Origin of the sequence: Cytobacillus praedii (assembly GCF_001439605.1) — a bacterium.
In the GTDB taxonomy this organism is placed as follows: domain Bacteria; phylum Bacillota; class Bacilli; order Bacillales; family Cytobacillaceae; genus Cytobacillus; species Cytobacillus praedii.
Genome location: NZ_LMBX01000002.1, coordinates 286373 through 312940, shown reverse-complemented (window position 1 = coordinate 312940; position 26568 = coordinate 286373). Strand labels below are relative to the sequence as shown.

Below are 26568 nucleotides of genomic sequence, written 5' to 3'. Positions count from 1 at the left end.
AAGACATAATTGTAGAGGGTGAGGCAAAGTGATTAAAGTATTATTTGTTGATGATCATGAAATGGTGAGGATTGGTGTTTCTTCTTATTTATCTGCGCAGCCGGACATTGAAGTTATCGGGGAAGCAGATAATGGGAGAACGGCTATAGAAATGGCCCTTGAATTACGTCCGGATATTATACTGATGGATTTAGTCATGAAAGAAATGGATGGGATCGAGTCAACAAGAAATATTATTGAGCAGTGGCCAGAGGCGAAAATCATTATTGTCACAAGCTTTTTAGATGACGAAAAGGTCTATCCTGCTCTTGAGGCTGGAGCAACAAGCTATATGCTAAAGACATCGAAAGCAAGTGAGATAGCGGATGCAGTCCGCTCTACTTATCATGGTCAATCTGTTCTTGAGCCCGAGGTAACGGGAAAAATGATGGTGAAAATGAGACAGAAAACACAGCAGCTTCCTCATGAAGAACTGACAGGCAGGGAGATGGAAATCCTCTTATTAATGACAGAAGGAAAAACAAATCAAGAAATAGCGGATGAGCTTTTTATTGCGTTAAAAACTGTGAAAACGCATGTTAGTAACATTCTTAGCAAGCTGCAGGTACAAGATCGTACGCAGGCTGTTATTTATGCATTTAAGCATTCACTGGCTGAATAAGGAAAAGTAAATAAATGAAGGTGAAAAGGGCTAAATTATATAATAGCTCTTTTTTTATTTAGGGAATACTTAATGAGTGCTTTTTTTTATTCATACATATAAAGGGCATAATCTAGATAAATAGTATAAGGCAGGTGACGATATGTCATTTATTAGCTTATTAAAAAAGGGCAATAAATCTTCAGGAATTGCCGCATTAGGGAATACGGTTCTTGCTATAGTTAAAGGGATTGCAGCAGGAATCAGCGGAAGCGGCGCGATGCTTGCCACGACTCTTCACTCGTTGGCAGATGCATTGAATCAGGGGTTTGTCTTTTTTGGCAGTGCTCTCGCAGAAAAAGCTCCGACAAAAAAATTCCCTACAGGCTTTGGAAGGGTTATTAATCTGTTTGTGTTGATTGCTGTCATTGTTATTTCGATTATGGCCTATGAGACGATTCATAAAGGCTGGGAATTGATCAAGCATCCGAAGGAGTCAACTGATATTTGGCTTAATGTAGCTGTTATGTTATTTGCTGTACTTATTGATGGCTTCATTTTATTTAAAGCGATGAAAGAAATTGCCCATGAATCAAGGAGTTCTGCAAAAGGGTTTGGCGTTGTTGCTGTAGCGGTGAAGAATGTCCGACTTGCTTCTCCGCCAACCCGATTGGTGTTTTATGAAGATATCATTGCCACATTTGGTGCCTTGTTAGCCTTAATATCAATTGTTATCGCATATTTTACGGGATTGTATATACTTGATGGAATTGGGACGCTATTAATTGGTTTGCTCTTAGTAGGAATAGCGATAAAAATTGGTTATGAAAACACATTAGGTTTAATCGGAGTTGCCGCTCCAAAAGAAGTGGAAGATCGGGTGGCAGCCATTATTTTATCTGATGAAAATGTGGTTGATATTCAAAACTTAAGAATTCTTCAAGAAGGCAGAAAGTATCATGTTGAAAGCTATATTGAATTAACTGAAGGTTTAGCGCTTGCCGATGCAGATGATATTAAATTTAGAGTAAGAGATAAATTGCTGGAAGATATTGATATAGGCGATGTCACCTTAGGAATATTAGAAACAGATCAAATACAGACTTGGAAATAAAAACATCCACGGACAGTGCCTGACACGGTCCGTGGATGTTTTTGTAAGTCAGGTTGTGTGAAAAAGATTTTTATAAATATGAAAGATTCCATTCCTTTCTAGCCATCTTTCAAGATTTTGAATATCTTTATTTATCAAATTTAACCTACCTGTAGAAAATATGAACAGTTAGCATTAAAAATTTTAATTCAGTGATAAATGGAAATTTGTTGATTTTGAATTGCAGAAATATTAAAATATACATAACTAATTTGAAATGGAGGTGGAGAAAGGATGAATCAAGCTGTTTTTGCACGTGGAGAAATGAAACATTTATATCTTTGCCGTGCAATTTTTCATGATGCTGCTTTTAACGGGATACGTATGCCCTTTTTTAGCAATTGCATATTGAAAACAAAACGGTGAGAACATCTCTTTACCCACTTATGTTGTACAAGAGGAAGGAATACCTTCCTTTATGACAATTTTAATACAAGGAAGGTAAAAGGAGGGCTTCTTTATGCTCTCCTTTTCTTTTCCTTTGGGGCCATAGGATGATGCATTCCTATGGTCTTTTTTTGATTAAATAATATGAGAATAAATGGAGGAATTAAAAATGATTGCATGCAGTGGACAGCAGCTTGGAAAAATGTACGGCGGTAATTCTGTGTTTGAGAATCTTTCTTTTGAAATACATGAAAAGGATATCGTTGGTTTAGTTGGCAGAAATGGCAGCGGGAAAACAACGCTGTTTAAGTTGTTAGCAGGGATTGAATCACCCGATACGGGTCAGGTTCATTGGCGAAGAGGGTGTGAAATTGGATTTCTAGAACAAATTCCAAGTTATCCGCATGGGATGATGACGATAGAAGTATTAAAAATGTCCTTCGTCCATTTATTGGAGATGGAAGAAGCCATGAAAAAGATAGAGAAAGAGATGGGAGAAGAAACCAGCCCTGAAAAATTGAACAGACTGGTCAATAAATATGGAGAACTTCAAGAGCAGTTTACTTTACAAAATGGATATGAAATAGATGCTTCTATTGATCGAATCAGCAATGGGTTAAATATTGCTGATTTATTAGATAAGGATTTTTACTCATTAAGCGGCGGAGAGAAAACAAAGATTTGTCTGGGGCAAATGCTGCTCAAAAGTCCGAATTTTCTCTTGTTAGATGAGCCGACCAATCATTTAGATATAAAGGCTGTTGAATGGTTAGCAAGGTTTTTGAAAGATTATGATGGTACGGTAGTGATTATCTCACACGACCGGTATTTTTTAGACGAGACAGCAAACAAAATCCTTGATCTTGAGGATGGTGAATTGACGATCTACCATACCAATTACTCAGGATTTGTTAAAGAAAAGGAGGAAAGGCTGTTAAGAGAATTTCAGCAGTACGAAGAACAGCAGAAAAAGATTAAAAAGATGAAAGAAACGATTAAGCGGTTAAAGGAGTGGGCCAATCAGGCAAATCCGCCGAATGCAGGGCTTCATCGGCGGGCAAGGAGTATGGAGAAAGCGCTTGAACGGATGGAGAAATTAAACCGCCCGGTCGTTACCCGTAGGATGAACATGGATTTAGATTCAACTGACCGAAGCGGGAAAGATGTTGTCTATATGAAGGCGGTTTCTAAGTCCTTTGGAAATCAGAATTTATTTGATGAAGTAGATATACATGTTCAATTTCAAGACAGAATCGCTATTGTTGGCGATAATGGGACTGGAAAATCAACATTGATAAAAATGATTCTGGGTGAGATTGTGGCTGATAAAGGTGAAGTGCGAAGAGGAAGCAATGTGAAGGTAGGCTATCTTTCCCAGCATGTTTTTGCTGAAGCAAAGGATCAATCCATTATCGAAACGTTTCGTGATGAAATATCGGTAACTGAAGGGGAAGCTCGTCATATTCTTGCACGTTTCTTATTCTATGGACATGCGGTTTTTAGAAAGGTTTCACAATTAAGCGGCGGGGAAAAAATGAGGCTCCGCTTGGCACAGTTAATGTATCAGGATATTAACTTTCTTATTTTGGATGAGCCAACGAATCATTTAGATATTGAATCAAGAGAGGTGTTGGAGGAAGCGCTTGAGGATTATCAAGGAACGATCCTAGCTGTTTCTCATGATAGATACTTTATCAACAAAATTTTTCAGAAGATTTATTGGATCGATGATAAAAAAGTTCACTTCTTCGCCGGAGATTATAATTGGGCTAAGAAAAAATTAGATGAACAACGAAAAGAAATCGTGCCAGAAAGGTCTCTTAAAAAAGAGCGTATCCAAAAAGAACCGGTAGTAAAACAAAGAAGTAATATGGAGAAAATGACGGAATTAGAGCATTTAATAGAAGAAGTAGAGGCGGATCTCATGCTTATTGAAGCAGAAATGGCATGTGAGGAAGCATTAGTAGATCTGCAGAATTTGTTTGTGAGAAAAGAAGATCTGGAAAAAAGACGAGAAGCACTGTATCAACAATTGGAAAAATGGCTGTAATTATATTTTTTTGAATAATCCCACATTGTTTATGTTAAAATTTTAGATAATTCAACTTTAAAGAGAAGCAGGTGGGTCAAATGGAAAAGAATAAAATATTGTCTATTTTAGAAAAAGAGTTAGTCGTTGCACTAGGCTGTACGGAGCCAGTTGCAATAGCCCTTGCGGCTGCAACTGCGAAAGGACAGATAGATGGGACCATAGATAAAATCTGTGTAAAGGCTAGCGGGAATATTATAAAGAATGCTAAATCTGTTGGCATCCCGGGAATGACAGGAAAAGGTTTAGATTTTGCGGCTGCACTTGGGGCAGTTGCAGGTGACCCATCGAAAAATCTTGAAGTGTTAGATGGACTTACGAATGAAGATGAGCAGCGTGCCATCCAGCTAATTGAAGAGGGAAAGGTAACTGCCGGGCAAGCGGAAACGCCAAAAAGGCTTTATATAGAAGTTATTGTCGAGACTGACAAGCATATTAGTAAGGTGGTTATTTCTGATAACCATAGCAATATTACTTTAATTGAAGTAGATGGAAAAGCGGTCTTCCTTGGTGGATGTGAAAATATTGGGATCCAAACGGATGAAGAAGAACTTGACGAGCTTGCGATTGATGAAATTTATGAGTGGGTTCTTGATACAGATATAAATGATTTAGCACTTGTGAAAAAGAGCATTGAATTAAATCAAGCGATTGGGATGGAAGGTCTCTCCGGCAATTATGGTTTAAATGTCGGGAAAACGATTCAGGATAATGTGAAAAAAGGCATCTTGTCTGATGATTTGGCAACAGCAGCCATGTCTCTAGCTGCAGCAGGTTCTGATGCAAGAATGGCGGGCTCTACCCTTCCAGTAATGGCAAATACGGGAAGTGGAAATCAAGGAATCGCTGTAACATTGCCGGTTGTTGCAGCTGCAATAAAGCTCCAAGTATCAGAAGAAAAAATGATTCGTGCAGTTGCACTGAGCCATTTAATCACGATACACATTAAATCAAAATTTGGGCGTTTGTCTGCTTTATGCGGTGTAACTGCTGCTGGAATGGGAGCAAGTGCCGCGATTGTTTATTTACTTGATGGGGGAATTCAGCAAGTGAAGGCAGCTGTTCAAAATACAATTGGAAATGTGTCTGGCATGATTTGTGATGGGGCAAAGGCAGGCTGTGCCATGAAGGTTTCAACTTGTTCGAATGTAGCCGTTCAATCAGCATTGCTAGCATTGAATCACCAAGAAATCAGCTCAACAGATGGATTCATTCATGATGATGTTGAAAAAAGCATTGAAAGCTTTTGTAAGCTCGGAAATGAAGGAACAAGGCAAACAGATGAAATGATTTTGAAATTGATGTTAGAGAAATAAAAACAGGTTGGTGGCCGGCATACTTGTCGGCCATTTTCTTTTCAATATAAACTCTTTAAAAGTAAAACAATAAAATAATTAGACAACTTGTCTCATATCTTATATAGAATGCGTACCGGAAAGCGAAACCGGTCAAACGAGTCAGATGTATAAGGGGAGACAGGATGAATACATTTTTTAAAGGAACATTATTGCTGGCGGTCGCTGCTTTTGCTGGTGAATGCATTGAGTTTTTAGTAAATATGGTATTGGCTAGAGAGTTAGGGGAAAATGGGCTTGGTATGTATATGTCTATTCTGCCAACGATTTTTCTAGTCGTTCTTCTCGCAAGCTTTGAATTGCCCATTTCTATTTCTAAATTTATTGCCGAAAAGGATAAAAAGTACCATCAAAGTATGCTGAACCATGTGATTAAATTGACGGTGATTTTTACTGCTGTTCTACTGCCGATTGCGATACTTGTTATGCCATTTTTAACCGTTTTTGACCAGTACCATCCATATCTTAGATGGGTCGTCATTGCGTTTATTCCGATTGTATCTTTCTCTTCGATCACGAGAGGATTTTTCATGGGGAAGAATCAGATGGGGAAAATTGCTACGTATAATTTCTTGCGGAAGCTTGTTCAGCTTTTATTTCTTGTCTTTCTATACCAGTTTTTTCAGTTTGACACGAAGACTTCCGTGTTTATTGCCTTTTGTACGCTGATTGGCAGTGAGGTTGTTGTCTTTTTATATTTGCTTCATATGTTTATTATTCAGTTTCAGCAAGTTAAAAAGGAGCCTAGTAAAGAGATGAGCGGAAAGACGGTGCGACGCAGTTTAATGGCTGTATCGATTCCAACGACCGCGATGAGAGTATTTCATGCATTGACACATGCGATCGAACCTTTCTTAATCAAGGCAGCCCTTTTACAAGCAGGGGTGAGCGGTGTTGTCGCAACTGAGCACTTTGGCATGCTTGCGGGAATCGCGATGACGATTGGCTTTTTCCCGGCATTCATAGCGCATTCTTTTTTAATTATGTTAATTCCGACTGTTTCAAAAGCGTATGCAGATAAAGATAATCAAAAATTACAAAGCCTTCTTCAGCAAGTGTTTAAAGTGACAATTTTGTATGGGATTCCCGCTGTTACGCTTTTCTATTTTTTTGCAGAGCCGATTACGAAAACATTCTTTCATTCACCAGATGCAGCAGTATATTTACAAATGCTTTGGCCATTTTTCCTGCTGCATTATTTCATTATTCCGATGCAAGCCTTTTTAATCGGTATTGGTCTAATGAAAGAAGCTCTTTACCATTTTGTTTGGTCGACGGTCGTTTCATTTTCTGTCATTTATCTCCTCGGATCGATGCATACCTTTCAGATGGACGGGGTAATTATAGGGATGAATGCAGGAGCAGTCGTCTTATATTTGATGCATTACTTGACCATTTGTAAAAAAATTGGTGTAACGATTTTACTTGCTCCTTTAAAAAGATTTCATTAATAGATTAGAAGATTTATTTTTAAAAAGTGTAGGGATTCAGCCAGAAATATTCGTCTATTAAGTGAGTAATGAAATTTTAAGGAGAACTATAAAATGAAAACCTGTAAATATAAACAATCAATGGAGCAATATTTTGAAACTTGTATTATAGAGCATGGAAAATCCCTGTTTAATTATATTTATTCATTAGTAAGACATAAGGAGCTGGCTGAGGATTTATATCAGGAAGTGCTAATTTCGGCATACCTTGCATTGCCATCCTTTGAAGAAAGAGCGAAGGTGAAAAATTGGCTATTTAAGATAGCGGTGAACAAGTGCCGAGATTATTGGCGAAAGGAGAAATCAGCTAATCGTTTTTGGGAAGAAAAGGTTTACCTGTATGCAGATGATACGAATGTGATGGATCAGCCAGAGGAATCAATTCTCAACAAATGCAGTCAGGAGGAGATGATTGATACACTTCAAGATCTTCCGAAAATGTATAGGGAGCCTTTACTTTTATTCTATTATCATAACCAAACTTTAATGGAAATTAGCGATTTGACAAGTTTGCCAATATCTACAGTGAAAACTCGAATGAGACGTGCGAAGGATCGATTGCGGCCAAAAGTAAAGGAACTAGCGGCAAACGGATAGAGCAGCCCAATGGCTGCTCTTTAAGATTCCTATTCAGGTTGCTTGATCCCGTATTTTTTTGCCCTATATTCGCTGTCTTTTCTTCTGTTTTTCCGGATGTCTGCACGTTCTTTTGCGGAATCATACAAACTTTTTTCTTCTTCTGTTTCTGGGATGACGGAAGGTACGGGTGTGGGCTTTCCATTTTCATCAATGGCCACCATTGTCAGGAAGGACATGGCACAAATATTTCTTTCTCCAGATAGTAAATCCTCTGCAATGACTTTCACAAATATCTCCATAGATGATCGCCCTGTATAGGTCACAAATGCCTCTAAACAAACGGAGTTCCCTTGATGAATTGGGTGCAGGAAATCCACTGAATCAGTAGAAGCAGTAACCACATTTTTTCTTGCATGCCGCATAGCAGAAATTCCGGCTACATCATCGATATATGCCATCAGTTTACCGCCAAATAATGTACCGTAAGCATTTGTATCTGGAGGCAAAACAATACTTGTTTTTACCACAAAGGATTCTTTGCATTTTTTTGATTCGTTCATCGTAATCCTCCTAATTTAAAAGCGTAAGCGCTATGCTCAGCCCCGACAAGCATAAGACAAGCCTCGCAGAAAGGTGATCTTTACCTTTTTGGGAGGATTGGCTTATGACCTCGAGGGGCTAGGCGCTGAAGCTAGATATTGTATCGGAAAAATGATTTATTTCTCGTCAATATAACATATCAGAGATTTAGAGGGAAATTTACTTTGAAAAATTTACAAAAACAATAAAATACTCATACTTTTGCAATAGATGTAGTAGGAAGTTATTATCAAAAATAGTTTTTAAAGGATAATGAGACATAACCATTTTTTCTCTCTCATAAGGTAGATGAGAACAAGTCTACATAAGGAGGAATAAAATGAGTAGAAAGATAAGAGCGATTGCAGCAGTTTTATTTAGTATTCTACTGATCGCAGGAACCTTGCCTTTAAGCAGTCAAGCTAAGGGGAAAAATGTAATCGATAAGGAGTACAGTCAGGTTGATGTAGGAAAGGATGGGATGGTAGCTACAGCTCATTCATTAGCATCCGAGATTGGTGCAGAAGTATTAAGTAAGGGTGGAAATGCGATTGATGCAGCAATAGCCATTCAATTTGCCTTAAATGTCGTTGAGCCAATGATGTCAGGTATTGGCGGGGGCGGATTTATGATGGTTTATGATGGGAAGACAAAAGAAACAACCATCATCAACAGCCGTGAACGTGCCCCTGCAGGAGCGAGCCCTGACATGTTTTTGGATAAAAACGGTAAGCCTATTCCGTTTGCTGAACGTGCAACTGGAGGAAAGGCAGTAGGAGTACCCGGTACTTTAAAAGGCCTGGAAACAGCATTGGAAAAGTGGGGAACACGTCCGATGCAGCAGCTGATCGAACCGGCTATTAAGCTTGCAGATAAAGGGTTCCCAATTGATTCGGTATTAGCTGACGCAATAGCTGATAATAAGGAGGTCCTTTCACACACAGCTGCTAAGGATGTCTTCCTGCCAAACGGAAAACCTTTGCTTGAAGGGGAAACGCTAGTCCAAAAAGATCTGGCGAAAACATTTAAGCTCATTCGCTCGAAAGGTTCGGACGGTTTTTATAATGGTCCTGCAGCTAACGCAATTGCAAACACTGTGCAAGCCTTCGGTGGTTCGATGACGCCTGGAGATTTGAAAAAATATCATGTAACAATCGACAAGCCGATTTGGGGTGACTATCAAGGCTACAAGATTGCAAGTATGCCGCCCCCAAGCTCTGGCGGAGTGTTTCTCCTGCAAATGCTAAAAATTTTGGATGACTTTAATCTTCAACAATATGATGTTAAGTCATGGGAAAAATATCATCTGCTCTCTGAGGCGATGCATCTAGCATATGCGGACCGTGCAGCATATGCAGGTGATCCTGAGTTTGTTAATGTACCTTTAAAAGGACTTTTACACCCGGAATACATTAAAGAACGTCAAAAGCAGATTAGTTTAAATAAGGTGAATAACAATCCAGTAGCTGGTGACCCTTGGAAGTTTGAATCGAAAGTAGCAAATTACGATCAAACACAGCAGCCAAATGATCGTAAATATGGGGAGACAACTCATTTCTCCGTAACCGACAGATGGGGGAATGTCGTATCCTATACGACGACCATTGAGCAATTATTCGGAACAGGAATTATGGTTCCAGGCTATGGGTTTATGCTAAATAATGAGCTGACTGATTTCGATGCAATACCTGGCGGTGCTAATGAGGTACAGCCGAATAAACGACCATTAAGCAGTATGACGCCGACCATTGTCTTTAAAGATGAGAAGCCAGTCTTAACGGTCGGTTCACCTGGTGGAGCGACCATTATCACTTCCGTACTTCAAACCATTATTCATGCAATTGAATATGATATGGAGTTGAAAGCTGCAGTTGAGGAACCAAGAATCTATACGAATAACTTGGATTCTTACCGATATGAGGAAGGGATATCTAAAGAAGTCATTAATCGGCTGAATCAAATGGGACATAAATTTGGCAAGACCCCAGTCACGATCGGGAATGTTCAAAGTATATTAATTGATCATAAGAATGGTACGTTTAAAGGTGTCGCTGACTCGAGCAGGAACGGAGCAGCTATTGGGATCGATTTAAAGGGAGGTAAAAAATAAAATTTTTATCGCAGATTAACGGGCTGTAAGACTCCTACTGCAAGAAGTTGAGGCAACGAAAAATTCTAAGAAGGGGATCTAACAGCCCGTAAATGCCCGATTGGTTCAGCTAACAATCAGTGGGGGATGAAGGCCAACTAAGGGCACCACATTCTGTGGCAACGTCTGAGTATTTTGTACGTTGGAAAACCCCCACTGTTTATGTTTCACTTTATATACTGGCACCCTCCAAGAGAGAGTGCTTTATTATATGAAGAATAATGAGTGAATATTCATTCAAAAAGAGGAGTTGGTGCCTCTACCGTTGAATTTATTAAAAAAGAAAAGGATAAACGAAAGCTGAGGAGGAAATGAATATGTCAGTCATTACGGAACTTAAGGATTTAGCGAAAAAAATGAATGCTAATCCCGTACATATTGAGAATGAAAAGGATCGTGTTTTTCAGGTGAATTTAGATGATGCAGGCATACAGCAAATTATTCTGAAGGATGGACGAATCGAAATGGCAGAAGGGACGCCATATGAACCAGAAGTAACGCTAATCCTTTCTGATAAAAACTTTTCAAAGCTCTTAAAGGACGAGCTAAATACAACGATGGCATTTATGACCGGCGCCTTAAAGGTGGATGGGAAAATCGGCCTTGCTTTGAAGCTGCAAGAGATTGTAAAGAGGTATCAATAGGGGAGAAGAAGATTCTATGAGACAAAAACTGAAGATAAAGAAAGCAAACTGTCTCATAGAATGGCTCTGTGAGACAAAAGCTAAATTTAAAGAAAGCAAACTGTCTCATAGAATGGCTCTCTGAGACAAAAGCTGAAGATAAAGAAAGCGAACTGTCTCATAGAATGACTCTATAAAACAAAAAGCCGAAGATAAAGAAAGCAGATTGTCCCATAGAATGGCTCTCTGAGACAAAAGCTGAAGATAAAGAAAGCGAACTGTCCTATAGAATGGTTCTCTGAGACAAAAGCTGAAGATAAAGAAAGCAGATTGTCCCATAGAATGGTCTCTGAGACAAAAGCTAAATTTAAAGAAAGCAGAGTGTCCCATAGAATGACTCTCTGAGACAAAAGCTGAAGATAAAGAAAGCGGATTGTCCCATAGAATGGCTCTCTGAGACAAAAGCTGAAGATAAAGAAAGCGAACTGTCTCATAGAATGGCTCTGTGAGACAAAAGCCGAAGATAAAGAAAGCAAATTGTCCCATAGAATGACTCTCTGAGACAAAAAGCCGAAGATAAAGAAAACAGACTGTCCCATAGAATGGCTCTGTGAGACAAAAGCTGAAGATAAAGAAAACAGACTGTCCCATAGAATGGCTCTGTGAGACAAAAGCTGAAGATAAAGAAAGCGAACTGTCCTATAGATTGGTTATAAGAGACAAAAGCAAAAAAACCAGGTAAATTGCCTGGTTTCTTTGTTTTTTATAAATATAGAACCATATGGTCTTCATCAAAATACGTATCTTCAATTTTTATTGCTCGTTTATCTTTTCCAAACACCTCAAAGCCAAAAGATGTATAAAGCTTTTTAGCTGGTTCATTTGTTGATTCGACAGCTAAGTAGATTTGTTCAATCCCACCCATTCCATTTGCTTTCTCTAATGCAGCTACAATCAATGCCTTTCCTACCCCTCTTCTTCGGCATTCATCTGAAACATACATCGCCACAATCAAAGCACGATGCTTTAATTTACGTTTCGTTTCTTGTAATAAGGTAACAGAACCAACAAGTTTTTCTTCTTCGAATGCTCCAAAAGTAAAGGATTCCTCAGATTGAAATCTCATTTTATAAAAATCTGCGGAATTTCCTTTTTCCTCCTCATAGCTTGATGCAAAAGCTGAAGGATGCATCTGTAAAGCTATCAATCTTAATTTCCGATATTCTTCAGCATCACTAGGCTGTAAACATCTAATATTCATACTATTCACCTCATGTAACTTTTTTTACCAGTGTACATTAAAATAAGCAGAATGAATATTAACTTTTGTAAAAATGGGTAGGATAGGTTTACATAGATTGTCTTATGGGGGAGAGAAAAAAATGAAAAAACGCCGGTTTGAATTTTTAATTGCTTTCATTTTACTTATCTCACTCTTGACACTTGTATTCCGCGATCTCAGCCTTATAGCAAAGATATGGATTTCGCTCCTTTATCTGACAGCCCTTATGGTAAGTATATACTCATTAATGCTGGAAAACCGTTCTCCTCAGCACTCACTCCTATGGATATATGTTCTAGTATTTTTTCCTGTGCTTGGATACTTGTTCTATCTGTTTTCAGGTCAATTGTATTTAAAAGGTTATCTGTTTAGAAGCAAGAGAAAGAAGGATAGAGAAGAGTGGAAAAGGCTGCTTCAGCAGGATGAATCTCCAGATTTAGCATTTTTACAAGATGGGCAGCATTCCTTTGCTAAATTTGCAAACCATCGATCCCCTACCCCTATAAGCACTGCATCCCGATCTTATATATTAAAAAATGGAGAGGAAACCTTTTCAGAGATTAAAGAAAGGCTGAAAGAGGCTGAACAATACATTCATATTGAATATTATATTTTTCGCACGGATCGGTTAGGGAAGGAAATTATTAGCATCCTCATTGAAAAAGCAAAGCAAGGCGTCGAGGTATTATTCATTTTTGACGCAGCTGGAAGTCGAAAGATTGCAGTACAAGACATTCAATTAATGGAGCAAGCAGGGATAAAGGTACAAATATTCTCTCCGCTGAAATATGGATTCTTTAATCAAAAGTTAAACTTTCGCAATCACAGGAAAATTGTTATTGTCGATGGGAAGGTTGGCTTTGTTGGCGGTCTGAATGTTGGGGTTGAATATCTTGGTGAAGATGAAAAATTCGGATTTTGGCGGGACACTCATATGAAGTTAACAGGTGAGGCTGTGTATTCACTTCACACAGCTCTGTTGTTAGACTGGGAATATGTCAGTGGAGAAAGCGTCTTGAAAAAATACCCTAAAATGAAACCAGCAATAGATGATTTCGTCCTTGATGGAGCTGTACAAATTGTGGCAAGCGGGCCAGATACACAGCAAGGACTCATGTGTGATTTTTACTTTGCGATGATTGCTAATGCAGAAAAGTCTATTTGGATTGCCACTCCATATTTTATCCCCGATGAGGCTATCCGAACAGCTTTAAGAATAGCAGCTGCCAAAGGAGTAGAAGTAAGAATCATGGTGCCTGAAGTAAATGATGGCTTTTTGACTCAATATGCGAGCCGATCTTATTTTCCAGAACTGCTGCGAACAGGAGCAGAGATCTATTCCTATAAAAAGGGATTTCTCCATCAAAAAATTATCATCATAGACGGGAATTTAGCTTCACTTGGAACAGCAAATATGGACATGCGCAGCTTTCACTTGAATTTCGAAGTGAACGTCTTCTTATATGGAACAAGCTCTATTCGTGATCTTGTTGCACATTACGAACAAGATATGGAGGATTGTGAGAAGATTAGTCCAGTTCAATACTATAAAAGAGGTTTTGCTGAAAGATCCAAGGAATCCTTTGCCCGCCTTTTCTCGGGTGTACTTTAAACAGCTCCATTAAATGATGGAGCTGTTTTTTATTAGTAAAAAAAGGGATTAACCTGTATAATTTGAATAGTTGGAAAAAATATTTAATTTCAAGGAGGGCCATAATGCTTGCAAAATCAGTGATTGAAGACGTTCTCACAGCTGCGTTAGCTACTGGGGGAGACTTTTCCGAAGTGTTTCTAGAGGACCGTTATACTAATAATCTGACCCTGCAAGGAGGGAAGATTGAAAATAGCTTATCAGGCAGAGATTTCGGGATTGGCATTCGTGTTTTTAAGGGGCTTCAGAGTGTATATACATACACAACTGATGGTTCAAAGGAGGGCTTACTAAAGGCAGCAAGAAATGCAGCTCATGCAATTTCTGGAGAGACTATCATTCACCCAGCGCCATTAAAAAAAGAAATAGTAACTTGTGCCCATCCGATTACAATAAATCCAAGAGAAACAGAGAAAACTCGAAAAGTGAATGTAATGAAGAAGGCATACGAGATAGCTAAAAACTATCATTCTAGCATTCATCAAGTGCTTGTACGTTATTTAGACGAAGAGCAAAATGTTCTAATTGCAAATAGTGAGGGCAAATTTATTGAAGATAAAAGGGTTAGAAGCAGGCTGGCGATTCAATCAATTGCTTCTGATGGCAAACAAATGCAGCCTGGTTTTTATGGTCCGGGTGCCCATAAGGGGTTTGAGTTTTTTGAGAACTTAAATCTTGAACATTATGCTAATGAAGCCTCAAGGATAGCGGTAACGATGCTTGGAGCCGATCCTTGCCCGAGCGGGAAATTCCCAGTTATTATCGATAATGAGTTTGGGGGAGTTATTTTCCATGAAGCATGCGGTCATGGGCTTGAAGCAACATCTGTTGCAAAGAACAATTCTGTGTTTGCCAATCGAATTGGTGAAAAAGTGGCCTCGGATGTTGTTACATACATTGATGATGGCACAATTGCAAATGAGTGGGGTTCAATCACAATTGATGATGAAGGGGAAAAGGCACGTAAAAATGTATTAATTGAAAATGGCATTTTGAAGGGGTATTTAATCGATAAATTTAACGGCCGTAGAATGGGAATGGAGTCGACCGGATCAGGAAGACGACAGTCCTACCGATTTGCCCCAACTTCGAGAATGACGAATACGTACATTGCGGAAGGAAAATCTTCACCTGAAGAAATTATCTCCAATACCGAGCATGGCATCTATACAAAATATATGGGTGGCGGTTCTGTGAATCCGGCAACAGGAGATTATAACTTTGCAGTAATGGAAGCTTATCTTGTAAAGGATGGGAAGATCGGAAAGCCGCTTAAAGGAGCGACGCTTGTTGGGAATGGCGCCGAAACATTACAACTCGTTGATATGGTTGGGAATAATTTAGGACACGGTGCGGGTATGTGTGGCTCGTTAAGTGGAAGCATTCCTGTAAATGTAGGTCAGCCGATGATTCGAGTCAGTGAAATGACCGTAGGCGGAAGTAAGGAGGGGGAGTAGAATGAATATCCAAGAATTTCAACAGAAGCTTTTTGGTTTGGGTGAGAAGCATGGCTTTACGGATATGGAGCTTTATTTTGAACGCGAGGAAAAGTTTAAATGTGGATTGTTTAAGGGTGAAGTTGACTCCTATGAAACTTCTGAAATTGCCGGGGGTTCATTTCGTGGACTTTACAATGGGAAAATGGGCTATGCTTTTACAGAGAAATTAGATGAGGATTCCGTTTCATATCTTGTTGAAAATGCGAAGGAAAATGCGCAATTGATTGAGGAAGAAATTCAAGAGGAGATTTTTGGAGGCAGTGAGAAATATCAAGAAGGGAGCTTCTACTCTGCTGAACTTGCAAAAGTGACTGTTCCGGAAAAAATTGAACTCCTAAAAGAAATAGAAAAGCATATATACGCTTTTGATGAAAGAGTTACAGGAACTAACTACTTTATTCTAGAAAGTGCAGAATCAGAGCGTTTCATTATTAATAATAAAGGGCTTTCTCTTGATGAGAGACAGAATTATATTGGAATGTATATTTCTGTTGTAGTTAAGCAGGGGGATGAGACGAAAACAGGAGCTTACGTGAAAGCAACTAAGGATTTTTCTGCCTTTGTTCCAAGGGAGATTGCCAAGTATGCTGTAGAAGAAGCTCTCTCAAAATTAAATGCACAAACGGCAGATAGCAAACACTATCCTGTATTATTACGCAACGATGCTGCGGGAGACCTATTCCGAACATTCTCAGAAATTTTTTCAGCTGAGAACGCGCAAAAAGGAAGATCAAAGTTAAAAGGGATGGAAGGAGAATTAATTGCTGCTCCAGCACTGCAATTGGTAGATGATCCATTTCTAAAAGACGGCCTATTAAGCAGAAGCTTCGATAGCGAGGGTGTTGCCACAATGAAAAAAGCAATTGTAAAGGATGGCAAGCTCGTCACTTTGCTTCATAATCGGAAAACAGCTGGTACTGCGGGAGTAGAGTCTACAGGAAATGCGTATAAAGGATCCTACAAGGGCAGCTTAACTGTGTCTCCAACGAATTTATATGTGAAACCGTCAAATAAGAGTATTGAGGAGCTAACTGCATCGGTTGATGAGGGGATTCTCATTACAGATTTAGCAGGCTTGCACTCTGGTGCAGATACAGTGTCAGGTGACTTTTCTCTAGCAGCTAATGGATATTTTGTGAAGGATGGGAAAGTTCAAAACACCGTGAAGCAAATGACGATTGCTGGGAATTTCTTTGATTTATTAAAAAATATTGAAGCGATCGGTTCTGATCTAGAGTTCTTGATGTCTAATGTCGGTTCCCCCTCTTTACTGATTAAAGAATTAGCTGTAACCGTGGAATAGGCTGGAGATAGGGTATATCACGATAATGTGATGTGCCCTCTTTTGTTTGTTCACAGAAATGATTTGTGTTTCAATAGATTGAGAAAAGATATTTGGGGGTTCATTGTGAAAATTATCGCCGCCCTTCCCTATATGGTTGTGTCCCGTTCAATCGATTGGAATAAACAGCACTTTATAGAAAGAGAAGAAAAATTGATTCTGGCAGAAGATAAAATTACTTCCCATATAAATGAATTTACTCTTGAAGAGATATGGGATATTTCCTTTAGGGCATCAAGTTCTGAATATGGATTTTTTTACCTTCATACAAATCAGGGTTTATTTTCCTATCGTGTTAAAACAGAACCGTCTGAATTTATGAATAAGTATCAAGAAATGAAAAAGCGGGTAAAAAAGTATGAATAACTTTTTTACCCGCTTTTTATTTTATTTGATTCATATGCACTAGCACTTCATCAATTTTTGTATGATTTTCTGGTGAATCATCAATATGTTTCCAGAGAATTTTTCCTTGTGGCGAAAACAGCCATGTACCGCCCTGTATATAAACATCTTGGGTTTTCATCGATTTCATTACAAACTCTTTTTGCTTTTGATCAGAAGGGATAAATCCTTTTACTTGCCCAGTTATAAATCCGAAGCCAGCTTTTGCTAGCAGCTTCCATTTCGGCATTGTTTTATGGCCCATACCTTTATATGCCTCCCTAGAAGGATCTCCAAGAATGGGGAAAGGATAGGGACCAAATTCATCAAGGAACAGCTTAATAAATGTTCCCTTGGAAGGTGCAATAACTACAACTTGAAACCCATACTGGGTTATTTCATTCATTCGCTCACGCAACTGCGCGAGATATTGCCGGCAAACGGGTCAACCAAGATGGCGGACAAAGACAATCATTGTGTATTGGTTATTGATAACAGTTTGCAGAGAAATGTTTTTATCAGACTCCTGTGTTTCTAAAAGGAAATTCAATGAGTATCCCGCCTTTTTTATTTTGAGGTTCCTATAGTATATCTGGAACCGCAAAAACATTAAAGCAATCAGACTTTTGAAGTGCCTTCAACAAAAAAAGCAGGAGTTAAACTCCTGCTTAGTCTCTGCTTCCAAGAATACCGAAAATACGTAAGATATTAATGAATAGGTTAATGAAATCCAGATATAGATTAAGAGCCATTAATGGCACCTCTTCAGCTGATACCCCGTAATGCTTCATTCTGTTAAAATCATACAATACATATCCGCTGAATACGAGTACACCAATGAATGAGAAAGCAAGCATTCCGGTAGAGCTTAATGGCCAGAATAGGCTAAAAATGGAAATGGCAATCAGTGCTAATAGCGCGGCCATTAGCATTCCGCCTAAGAAGGATAAATCTTTCTTTGTTGTAGATGCGTAAATAGCAAGGCCTGTAAATACAGTTGTTGTTGTTGCAAGAGCAAGTAAAACTGGGTTTGGTCCTATTGTTGCTAAGTAGTGAGAAACAATAGGGTATGTGGTGATGCCAGAAATAAATGTAAATGCAAACAGGAAAGAATAAGACATTGCTTTTTTACGGCGGATAATAAACGCAAAAATGAGCATGCCAATTTCAAGAATCATGAGCGGCAAGAACAAAGCGGGTGGAACAAAAACACCTGCCATCGTACCAGCAAAGGCAATTCCTAAAGAAATCGCAAATGTTCTCAAAACAGACGGCAAATATGGATTAGTAGTTTGTTGTGCATACATCGTTTCATTTCTCCTCAAATAAATTTAACTATAGTTTATATACGCTTATATTTAAATATAGTTTCAAAAAAGTTATTTTTCCTTTAACAAATCTCTTATTTCCGTTAAAAGCTCCTCTTTCTTGTCCACTTTCGGTGAAGCTTGTACCTCTTCTTCTTTCTTCTTAAATCTTCTATTAATAATTCTGACGAAGATAAAAATAGAGAAAGCAATAATAAGGAAGTCAACAATTGTCTGAACAAAGGCTCCGTATTTTACTTCCGCTTTTCCTACTGTAATAGCAAGCGACGAAAAGTCAATCCCGCCACCAATAAGCACTCCTACTAGCGGCATAATAATATCATCGACGAGCGAGGAAACAATTTTACCAAAGGCAGCCCCGATGATGACACCAACGGCAAGGTCCAGAACATTTCCTCTCAGTGCAAACTTTTTAAACTCATTCCACATGGATTAATAGCACCTTTCATTAAAAAATTATCGTAATTATACTACGTGTGGGTGCAGGAAGCCAGTTGAAAAGTGCTTAATTTTAAAAAAATGGAAATTTCAGCTGGATATGGATGAGTGTAAAATGACCTAGTATGAAAGATTTTGTTGCCATTGTTTGGCAATCATGTAATCATTGGTATGAATATTCAGTTATTTTGTTTTTGCATTTTTTGACTATGCAATATTTAGCGGTTTCTTTACAATACTAAAAGTAGAAAACTTTAGGAGGATAAAATGGATAGTAATAAACAGAGGAAAGATCCTCGATTTAAAATTGCTGTAAAGGAAGCGTGGATCGGGATTGGACTTGTACTTTTTAATTTTGCTTGGTGGTTTGGCTTTGCTTATGGACCGCTTGGATCAAGAAGTGTGGAAAACTACCAATTTATTTTAGGCTTGCCTGCTTGGTTTTTTTATAGCTGTGTAGCAGGATTTATTGTTATGGCCATTCTAGTCATTTTGGCGGTTAAACTATTTTTTAAAGATGTTTCTTTTGATGATGAAGAAGAAGGGGAGGCCGAAATTAAATGAATTGGCAAGTGGTTACCCCAATAATTATTTTCTTAGTACTCATTTTTATTATTGGCTTTTGGGCAAGCAAGAAAATGAATTCCTCTAATTCTTTTCTTCAGGAATACTTTCTTGGGGGAAGAGAGCTTGGGGGTTTTATACTAGCAATGACAATGATGGCGACATATGGCAGTGCAAGCAGCTTTATTGGCGGACCTGGTGTGGCTTATACACAAGGGCTTGGTTGGGTATTGCTAGCAATGTCACAAGTTGTAACAGGCTATTTTGTCCTGATGGTCTTAGGGAAGAAATTTGCAATCGTGGCAAGAAGATATCAGGCAGTTACCTTAATTGACTTTTTAAAGGAACGATATAAAAGCAAGTGGGTCGTATTGCTGTCAGCTTTTAGTATTATTATCTTTTTGTTTTCAGCTATGGCAGCCCAATGGGTCGGCGGGGCGAGACTAATCGAATCATTAACAGGCATTAGCTATATTTCAGCCTTATTTATATTTGCTATTTCTGTTATGGTTTATGTTGTTATTGGCGGATTTCGTGCAGTTGCCTTAACAGATGCTGTTCAAGGGGCAATCATGTTTATTGGTACGCTTATTCTGCTTATAGCTGTTATTATTGCAGGTGGCGGGATACCAAAGATTATAAGTGATCTAGCGGCTGAAAATCCGAATTTAATTACTCCTTATGGATTTGATGGGAAACTGACACCTCTTTATGTTTCCTCATTTTGGATTCTAGTGGGTGTTGGTGTTGTTGGGCTTCCCCAAGTAACGGTTCGTGCCATGTCTTATAAAAACTCAAACGCGATGCACCGGGCGATTATCATCGGAACAATTGTTGTAGGAACTATTATGCTTGGTATGCACTTAATAGGTGTCTTCGCCCGACCAATTTTGCCGGGGATTGAGGTTGGAGATACGGTCATGCCGTTAATCGCCCTAAAGGTATTGCCTCCATGGCTTGCTGGAATTGTCTTGGCTGCTCCGATGGCTGCGATCATGTCGACTGTGGATTCATTACTGCTACTTGTAAGCTCTGCGGTTGTAAAGGATGTATATATTAACTACATAAGACCAAATGCAAGTGAAGGAACCATTAAAAAAATGAGTTTTGGAGTAACAACTGTGTTAGGAATCCTTGTTTTTTTAATGGCCATTAGTCCGCCGGATTTGCTTATATGGTTGAATTTATTCTCCTTTGGCGGATTAGAGGCTGCCTTTATTTGGCCAGTTGTCCTTGGACTTTATTGGCAAAGAGGCAATAAATTTGGGGCAATTACCTCGATGCTGGCTGGTACGGGTTCATATATCTTTATCCATCTTTATTTTCCGAATCCTTTCGGTATGCACACGGTTACCCTTCCGATCGTTTTATCATTCATTGTATTTATTGCAGTTAGTTTATTGACTGGAAAAAAGGTTGAAAATCAAATAAGTCTTTTATCCTAATAATGAAGAGTGTGAAATCTAAAAATGATTTTGCACTCTTTTTTTAGTTCATTTTTGAATATTGGGAGATTTGTAGAATCCTTTTTCTTTTGTTACACTCTTAACATAGTGATTGACATACTAGGGAGAATTAAATGAAAAATTTTATATATATATTATCTTTATTGATGCTAGCCGGGTTGGCAGCATGTTCACAAAAACTAGATACAACCATTAAAATAGAAAATCTTGATATAAAAAAAGACATTCAACAAGCAAGTGATACAAAACGAGCAGTGATGACAGAAGGAAAAGAAAAGAAGGAGACCGTATGGCTGAAGGAAAAATCACTCTATCAATTTGAAGCAGTGGCTGACGAATTTGAATATACTGTGTTTCTTTATGCAGATGATGAACAAAGCCGATTGAAAGAGTCTCCGTCGAATCAGGCCAATAAAGGGGAACAATTATATACAGGTCATTATTCTATGTATTTGGCTGAGAAGGATTCTACTGTCGCATATAAACAGGATGTATTAGAGCAAAAGGGAGAATTATCCTTTAGCTCCTCTTCTGTTCAGGCTTATCCATTGAAATTAGGAAAAAATACGGTTATTGCAGTGATTGATTCTGAGAAACACCCTAATTTCTTTTTCATTCATGAAGGGGAAGTAAAAGAAATTAAACAAAATGAGAGCATGTTGCCAATGGTTGACACAAAAATGAAAGCAGTCAATCAGAAGTATATTCAAACAGCTCATTTAGTTGATGGGGAAGATTGGATATTTACGACATGGGGATTTGATAAAGAATCAATGATTTTATTTAAACATGATGAAACACATGTGGAAGATCAAGAAGGGGAGAAGTGGTACAAGCTTTGGAGTGAAAAAAGTGAAAACTTTTTTCCATTCTTAAATATAGAACTTACAAGTGAAGTACTAGAAAAAGCAAAGCAGGGAATTCCTTTAGGAAGTCCATATCCAATTGGAACAAGCATTTCAAATATAAAAAAGTCGGACCCGCATTATTTAGATGAGGGGTTAGATATAGATGGTGTTCCATACGTATTATACCCAGAAATTACTTATTACTTTGAAAAGGATACAGGCATCGTTAACGCTGTAGCCATTCCAGGGGAGCGGCTGAAAACCACATTAACGAATGTAAAAAAATTGTTTGGAACCCCCGACCAAGAGATGAATAAGAATGAAGGAAAACTTGCTGTTTATTTGGCGCATAACTACAGTATTGAAATTTTGACGGATAAAGCAGGGAATGTTGAATGGATGTATTTGCGGAAAAAATAAAAAATCATGCGGAGATATTCCGCATGATCTTTAGATGTGCCTATTAAAATGCCCAATCTCCATTACGGAAGACAGGTTCAGATGTTCCATCAGCAGTAATGCCGTCAATATCCATTTCAGCTGAGCCAATCATGAAGTCGACATGTGTTAAGCTCTCGTTTAATCCATGTTCCTTCAATTCATCGCTAGACATTTGCTTGCCGCCTTCTAAACAGAATGCATACGCACTGCCGATAGCAAGGTGGTTAGAAGCATTTTCGTCAAATAAAGTGTTGTAGAATAGAAGGTTGGATTGGGATATTGGCGAGTTAAAAGGGACTAGTGCCACTTCGCCAAGATAATGTGAGCCTTCGTCTGTTTCGACAAGTTGTTTAAGAATTTCTTCGCCTTCTTCTGCTTTCACATTGACAATGCGGCCATTCTCAAATGTGAGTGTAAAGCGATCAATAATATTGCCTCCATAGCTTAGAGGCTTTGTGCTTGATACCGTACCGTTTACACCTGTTCTTAAAGGCACAGTGAATACTTCCTCTGTCGGCATGTTTGCCATAAATTCATGTCCTTTTTCATTGATGCTTCCGGCACCACACCATAAATGCTTTTCAGGAAGCTCAATTGTTAAGTCTGTTCCAGGTGCTGTATAGTGAAGCTTCCTATAGCGTTTATTGTTTAAGTAATTTACCTTTTCATGAAGGGTTTCATCATGATTTTTCCATGCTTGAACTGGATTTTCAACATTTGTATGAGTTGCTTTAAAGATTGCATCCCACAGCATTTGAACTCTTTCCTCTGCGGGTGCATCAGGGAAAACCTTGTCAGCCCACCCAGGAGATGGAGCAGCGATAACTGTCCAGCTGACTTTGTCAGCCATCATCATTTTTCTGTATTTTGATAATGCTTTCCCTGCTGCTTTTTGGAAGTTCGCAATGCGTTCGGAGTTAATTCCTTTAAACAAGTCTGGGCTAGCAGAAACAACAGACATGAATGCTGCACCATTTTCAGCAAGTTCTTCAACTTCTTTTGCACGCCATTCTGGATATTCAGTGAAAGCATCATCAGGTGCAAGCTCGTATTTTGTGCGTGAAACAGCATCATCGCTCCAGTTTACAACTACATTATGTGCACCGGACTCATACGCTTTTTTTACGACAAGACGGACGAACTCAGCTGAATCAAGTGTCGTGTTAACGACAAGTGTTTGCCCTTTTTGAATATTTACACCAACTTTTACCGCAAGCTCAGCATATTTTTCTAAGTTTTTTTGATAGTCACTCATTATGTAATCTCCTTTTTCAGAATCTTCATTAACATTGTAGCGTTTTTATTATAAAAAAGAAACTTTGAATCATTCAATCGTTCATGTTTTATACCATTCCTGTTAATTATTTTTATCGGTCACAATATCATACTTGTATGAAAAAGGAATCTTTATACAGATTCCTTTTTTATCTTGAGATTATTAGGCTTTTCAGCAATTGCAAACATAACCCAATATAATATAGCACTTAAAACAGCAAGTGCAGCTAAGATAATGAATGTCCAGTCATAGCCGATCCACACGGTTAATGGGATAGAAATGGGGGCAATGGTTTTTCCAATCGTAAAACGAAGGCTTGCAGCTGCAAAATATTGTCCCCTCATATGATCTGGGGCAATCTTTGAAACAAAGCTTTGCTGAATGCCTGCTGCCATTAATTCACCAAGAGTAAAGAGTGCCATTGCAAAAGTTAATCCCCAAATCCAATTGGTTTGGCCCATCATGAAGATGGCTACTGCGTAGGCTAATGAAGATAAAATAAATACATTTCTCTCTTTATATTTCATCATCATTTTTGTTACTGCTACTGTAAACAGTGCAACTAGAAAGCCATTTTCAGATAATAGGATACCAAATGCCTGCTCCCCGTGAACGGTAAATGACCAATCGCCAAATTGGAACAAGGTCTGATTTTGCACGAATTCTTTCATATATACTGGGAGCAGCAGGTCAAGCTGCATAAATGTTTGCGCTGCTAAAACACCAGCTATGATGAAAAGCAAAAACGTTTTATCACGAAAGATAATGCCATAATCCTTCATCTGATCAATTAAAACAGTGTGCCATTTCTTATTTTCCTGGGAAACTCCAGTGTGTTCCGGTACGGTTTCCCTTGTCATTTTGGCAAGGAGGCCGGAAAGCACCATACAGATAATCCCCGCTGCAAGAAGCAGCTGATAGCGATAATCTCTATAAAAAATTGCTCCCAAAATCGGACCAACGACGACAGCTATATTTATAGACGTATAGAATATAGCGAATACATGGCTGCGATCCTTTTCCTCTACAACATCAGCTACCATTGCTTGGCTGGCTGGCCAATAGAACGAGCTGAAGACACCGACAAGTGCAAAGCAGATAAACCCAATCCATGGGGAGTCTAGCCATGGAGAACTGGCCAGGGCAAAAACCAGATAGCATATTCCTTGCCCGAAGGAGGATAGAACCATCATCGTTTTACGCCCAAAGCGATCAGCAAAATAACCGCCCATTAAGTTAGCTAATACTGAAAATACTTGTGAAAAAATAAGCATCAAGCCAGCTTTGTCCTTCCCGAATTCACCTGCAAAGTAAATGGTGAGGAAAGGGAAAAACATCCAAAAAGCGATGTTTAAAGCGGCTTCCCCAAATAATCGAACCTTTAAATTTGAATCCCAATCTCTAATTCTCATGCTGCTTCCTCATTTTCCCTTTTAGAATAACGCTATCATACTACCAAAATTGTGGATAAAACAAGGAATATTTCCAAAAAAGTGAGGAGTCGAAACATTCAATTTGAGATTAATCAATATACAAAATACATTAGTACAGTAGTTAGGACCCCAACCCAAATACTTAATAAAATACAATAACCCATTATATGACGAATATGAAGACCGACTACTGCTAATATCGGCAATGCCCAGAAAGGCTGAATTAAGTTTGTCCAGGCATCCCCCCATCCAACGGCCATGGCGGTAATCGCGGGATTGACACCGAGCTGGATGCCTGCTGGAACCTGAAGCGGACCTTGCAGCGCCCATTGCCCCCCGCCAGAAGGAGCTAAAATGTTAACTAGACCTGCTGTCCAATAAGTAAAGATATCAAATGTATCTTTACTTGCAATAGATGCCATGCCATTAATAATGGACTCTGCCAGTCCAGAACTGCCTAGTACGGCAATAATTCCTGCATAAAAAGGAAACTGAAGAATAATTGGGGATATCGCTGTTCCTGCTTCTTTAAATGCCTTGGCATATTGCCCCAATGATTTATGGAGGATAAGTCCAAGTGATAAAAAGAGAATATTGATGATATTTAAATCCAGATCTCTTCCATTAATAAATTCATAGATAGCATAAACCATCCCAATTAATCCGGTAATAATGCCAAGAAAGGATGTCTTTTCTAATCGTTCCGCAGGCGTTGATGCTGGTTCATTATGATACTCAGGTTCTGCTTTTTTTGATGGAGGTGAATAAGAGATGATGTCTTTTTTAGGAGCCATAAGAACAATAAAGATAGGGAGTGTGATTAATAGTGCAAGGAATATTATGATTGTTCCAGGATGAAAGATAGTTTCTGAAGTCGGGATGACTCCCATAATATTCTCTAGGAAGTGGCCTTTTGTTGCAACTGTCAGCCCAATGGAACTAGATAAGCCTGCTGTATAAAGGGCTGTTGGGGTATAGGCAGCTGCAACTAAAAGGGGGAAGTGAGCTTTATTATTCCTTTTGCCTAATTCGCGCGCAATGATGGCTCCCACAACAACAGCAAGTCCCCAGTTAATATAATAGGCTGCAGAAGATACAAGAAAAGTCATGACATAAGCTTGATTAGCCGTTTTTGCTTTAGAGGCAAGAAATGCCAGCATTTTTTCAACGATAGGTACGGAAGCTAGAGCCATTCCAGTCATTAACAATAAAACCATTTGCATAGTAAACGATAGATACACCCAGAACCCATCACCAAAAGATTTGAAAAGCTCAACTGGTTCAGAGGGCTTCATTATGAAACCGAGTATAAAAACAAGAAGGGTCATTAAAACAGCAATGACAAACGCATCAGGTAGATATCTTTCTGCAAGCTTTGAAAAGCGGTCTGCAATTCTGTTTAACATACAATCACTCTCCCTTATTAAGTTAGTACATGCTATGAAAGGGGACGAGCTTTTTATGACAAAAAAAGAAAAGAGCAGATACTGATCATTTGGAAACGAAAGCTTACCTACGATAGGAATTCCTCACTATCTCCTCCAATAAAAACGGATAAATTCAGAATTACTG

At 38.7% G+C, this 26568-nt stretch carries 24 protein-coding genes; 16 read left to right on the top strand and 8 right to left on the bottom strand.

The features are described from left to right. Positions 1-28: 28 nt before the first annotated feature. From ASU02_RS03365 to ASU02_RS03340, 7 genes are all read left to right on the top strand, one after another. Entirely contained in the window at positions 29-661 is a 633-nt protein-coding gene (locus tag ASU02_RS03365) for a response regulator transcription factor (RefSeq protein WP_053479100.1), read from the top strand. Between the two features lie 142 nt (positions 662-803). After that, positions 804-1754, top strand: coding sequence for a cation diffusion facilitator family transporter (locus ASU02_RS03360; RefSeq protein WP_057760990.1), 951 nt, complete (start codon positions 804-806; stop codon positions 1752-1754). Between the two features lie 273 nt (positions 1755-2027). Next, on the top strand, positions 2028-2159 hold the full coding sequence (locus ASU02_RS27165) for an RAxF-45 family protein (protein WP_095396678.1): 132 nt from the start codon (positions 2028-2030) through the stop codon (positions 2157-2159). A 190-nt stretch (positions 2160-2349) separates the two neighbouring features. Further along, positions 2350-4230, top strand: a complete 1881-nt coding sequence (abc-f, locus tag ASU02_RS03355) for a ribosomal protection-like ABC-F family protein (RefSeq protein WP_057760988.1) — start codon at positions 2350-2352, stop codon at positions 4228-4230. 80 nt (positions 4231-4310) lie between these two features. Further along, positions 4311-5585, top strand: coding sequence for an L-cysteine desulfidase family protein (locus ASU02_RS03350; RefSeq protein WP_057760986.1), 1275 nt, complete (start codon positions 4311-4313; stop codon positions 5583-5585). A gap of 164 nt (positions 5586-5749) precedes the next feature. Then, positions 5750-7075 (top strand): polysaccharide biosynthesis protein, encoded by a 1326-nt coding sequence (locus ASU02_RS03345; protein WP_057760983.1) that lies wholly within the window; start codon positions 5750-5752, stop codon positions 7073-7075. Between the two features lie 93 nt (positions 7076-7168). Further along, positions 7169-7711: an RNA polymerase sigma factor gene (locus ASU02_RS03340; RefSeq protein ID WP_057760982.1), complete on the top strand. Its 543-nt coding sequence runs from the start codon at positions 7169-7171 to the stop codon at positions 7709-7711. A gap of 29 nt (positions 7712-7740) precedes the next feature. Here the strand turns inward: ASU02_RS03340 and ASU02_RS03335 are convergent, their stop codons facing one another. Continuing rightward, entirely contained in the window at positions 7741-8253 is a 513-nt protein-coding gene (locus ASU02_RS03335) for an acyl-CoA thioesterase (protein ID WP_057760977.1), read from the bottom strand. A 359-nt stretch (positions 8254-8612) separates the two neighbouring features. Here ASU02_RS03335 and ggt point away from each other — a divergent pair, with 359 nt between their 5' ends. Further along, the gene (gene ggt / locus ASU02_RS03330; protein WP_057760974.1) at positions 8613-10382 is read left to right on the top strand and encodes a gamma-glutamyltransferase; all 1770 of its coding nucleotides are present in this window, start codon (positions 8613-8615) and stop codon (positions 10380-10382) included. A 356-nt stretch (positions 10383-10738) separates the two neighbouring features. After that, positions 10739-11065 carry an SCP2 sterol-binding domain-containing protein gene (locus ASU02_RS03325; RefSeq protein WP_057760972.1) on the top strand — a complete coding sequence of 109 codons (327 nt, stop codon included), beginning with the start codon at positions 10739-10741 and terminating at the stop codon, positions 11063-11065. A gap of 742 nt (positions 11066-11807) precedes the next feature. On the opposite strand, the gene ASU02_RS03320 is transcribed toward ASU02_RS03325, so the two are convergent. Continuing rightward, entirely contained in the window at positions 11808-12305 is a 498-nt protein-coding gene (locus tag ASU02_RS03320; RefSeq protein WP_057760970.1) for a GNAT family N-acetyltransferase, read from the bottom strand. A gap of 121 nt (positions 12306-12426) precedes the next feature. Here ASU02_RS03320 and cls point away from each other — a divergent pair, with 121 nt between their 5' ends. The 4 genes from cls to ASU02_RS03300 all read left to right on the top strand — a co-directional run bounded on the left by cls (position 12427) and on the right by ASU02_RS03300 (position 17184). Next, entirely contained in the window at positions 12427-13938 is a 1512-nt protein-coding gene (cls, locus tag ASU02_RS03315; RefSeq protein ID WP_057760968.1) for a cardiolipin synthase, read from the top strand. A gap of 104 nt (positions 13939-14042) precedes the next feature. Continuing rightward, the gene (locus ASU02_RS03310) at positions 14043-15434 is read left to right on the top strand and encodes a TldD/PmbA family protein (protein ID WP_057760966.1); all 1392 of its coding nucleotides are present in this window, start codon (positions 14043-14045) and stop codon (positions 15432-15434) included. Between the two features lies 1 nt (position 15435). Further along, a complete protein-coding gene (locus ASU02_RS03305) occupies positions 15436-16779 on the top strand; it encodes a TldD/PmbA family protein (protein WP_057760964.1) in 1344 nt (447 codons plus the stop codon). 105 nt (positions 16780-16884) lie between these two features. Beyond that, positions 16885-17184, top strand: a complete 300-nt coding sequence (locus ASU02_RS03300) for a hypothetical protein (RefSeq protein ID WP_057760962.1) — start codon at positions 16885-16887, stop codon at positions 17182-17184. A gap of 16 nt (positions 17185-17200) precedes the next feature. Here ASU02_RS03300 and ASU02_RS03295 read toward each other — a convergent pair whose 3' ends face one another. The 3 genes from ASU02_RS03295 to mscL form a co-directional block, all read right to left on the bottom strand. Then, positions 17201-17620 carry a peroxiredoxin-like family protein gene (locus ASU02_RS03295; protein ID WP_057760960.1) on the bottom strand — a complete coding sequence of 140 codons (420 nt, stop codon included), beginning with the start codon at positions 17618-17620 and terminating at the stop codon, positions 17201-17203. Positions 17621-17870: 250 nt separating this feature from the next. Continuing rightward, complete coding sequence (locus tag ASU02_RS03290) at positions 17871-18509, bottom strand: Bax inhibitor-1/YccA family protein (protein ID WP_057760958.1); 639 nt, start codon at positions 18507-18509, stop codon at positions 17871-17873. Positions 18510-18581: 72 nt separating this feature from the next. Continuing rightward, positions 18582-18959, bottom strand: coding sequence for a large conductance mechanosensitive channel protein MscL (mscL, locus tag ASU02_RS03285; RefSeq protein WP_057760956.1), 378 nt, complete (start codon positions 18957-18959; stop codon positions 18582-18584). A 276-nt stretch (positions 18960-19235) separates the two neighbouring features. On the opposite strand from mscL, the gene ASU02_RS03280 reads away from it, so the two are divergent. From ASU02_RS03280 to ASU02_RS03270, 3 genes are all read left to right on the top strand, one after another. After that, complete coding sequence (locus tag ASU02_RS03280; RefSeq protein ID WP_057760954.1) at positions 19236-19532, top strand: YhdT family protein; 297 nt, start codon at positions 19236-19238, stop codon at positions 19530-19532. Then, positions 19529-20977 (top strand): sodium/pantothenate symporter, encoded by a 1449-nt coding sequence (gene panF / locus ASU02_RS03275; RefSeq protein WP_057760952.1) that lies wholly within the window; start codon positions 19529-19531, stop codon positions 20975-20977. Before ASU02_RS03280 ends, panF begins: the two co-directional genes overlap by 4 nt. A 134-nt stretch (positions 20978-21111) precedes the next feature. After that, the gene (locus ASU02_RS03270; protein ID WP_057760950.1) at positions 21112-22266 is read left to right on the top strand and encodes a hypothetical protein; all 1155 of its coding nucleotides are present in this window, start codon (positions 21112-21114) and stop codon (positions 22264-22266) included. 43 nt (positions 22267-22309) lie between these two features. Here the strand turns inward: ASU02_RS03270 and ASU02_RS03265 are convergent, their stop codons facing one another. From ASU02_RS03265 to ASU02_RS03255, 3 genes are all read right to left on the bottom strand, one after another. Next, a complete protein-coding gene (locus ASU02_RS03265) occupies positions 22310-23542 on the bottom strand; it encodes an aminopeptidase (protein WP_057760948.1) in 1233 nt (410 codons plus the stop codon). Between the two features lie 152 nt (positions 23543-23694). Further along, positions 23695-24975 (bottom strand): MDR family MFS transporter, encoded by a 1281-nt coding sequence (locus ASU02_RS03260; RefSeq protein ID WP_057760946.1) that lies wholly within the window; start codon positions 24973-24975, stop codon positions 23695-23697. A gap of 113 nt (positions 24976-25088) precedes the next feature. Beyond that, positions 25089-26402 (bottom strand): short-chain fatty acid transporter, encoded by a 1314-nt coding sequence (locus tag ASU02_RS03255; RefSeq protein WP_057760944.1) that lies wholly within the window; start codon positions 26400-26402, stop codon positions 25089-25091. Positions 26403-26568 lie beyond the last annotated feature (166 nt).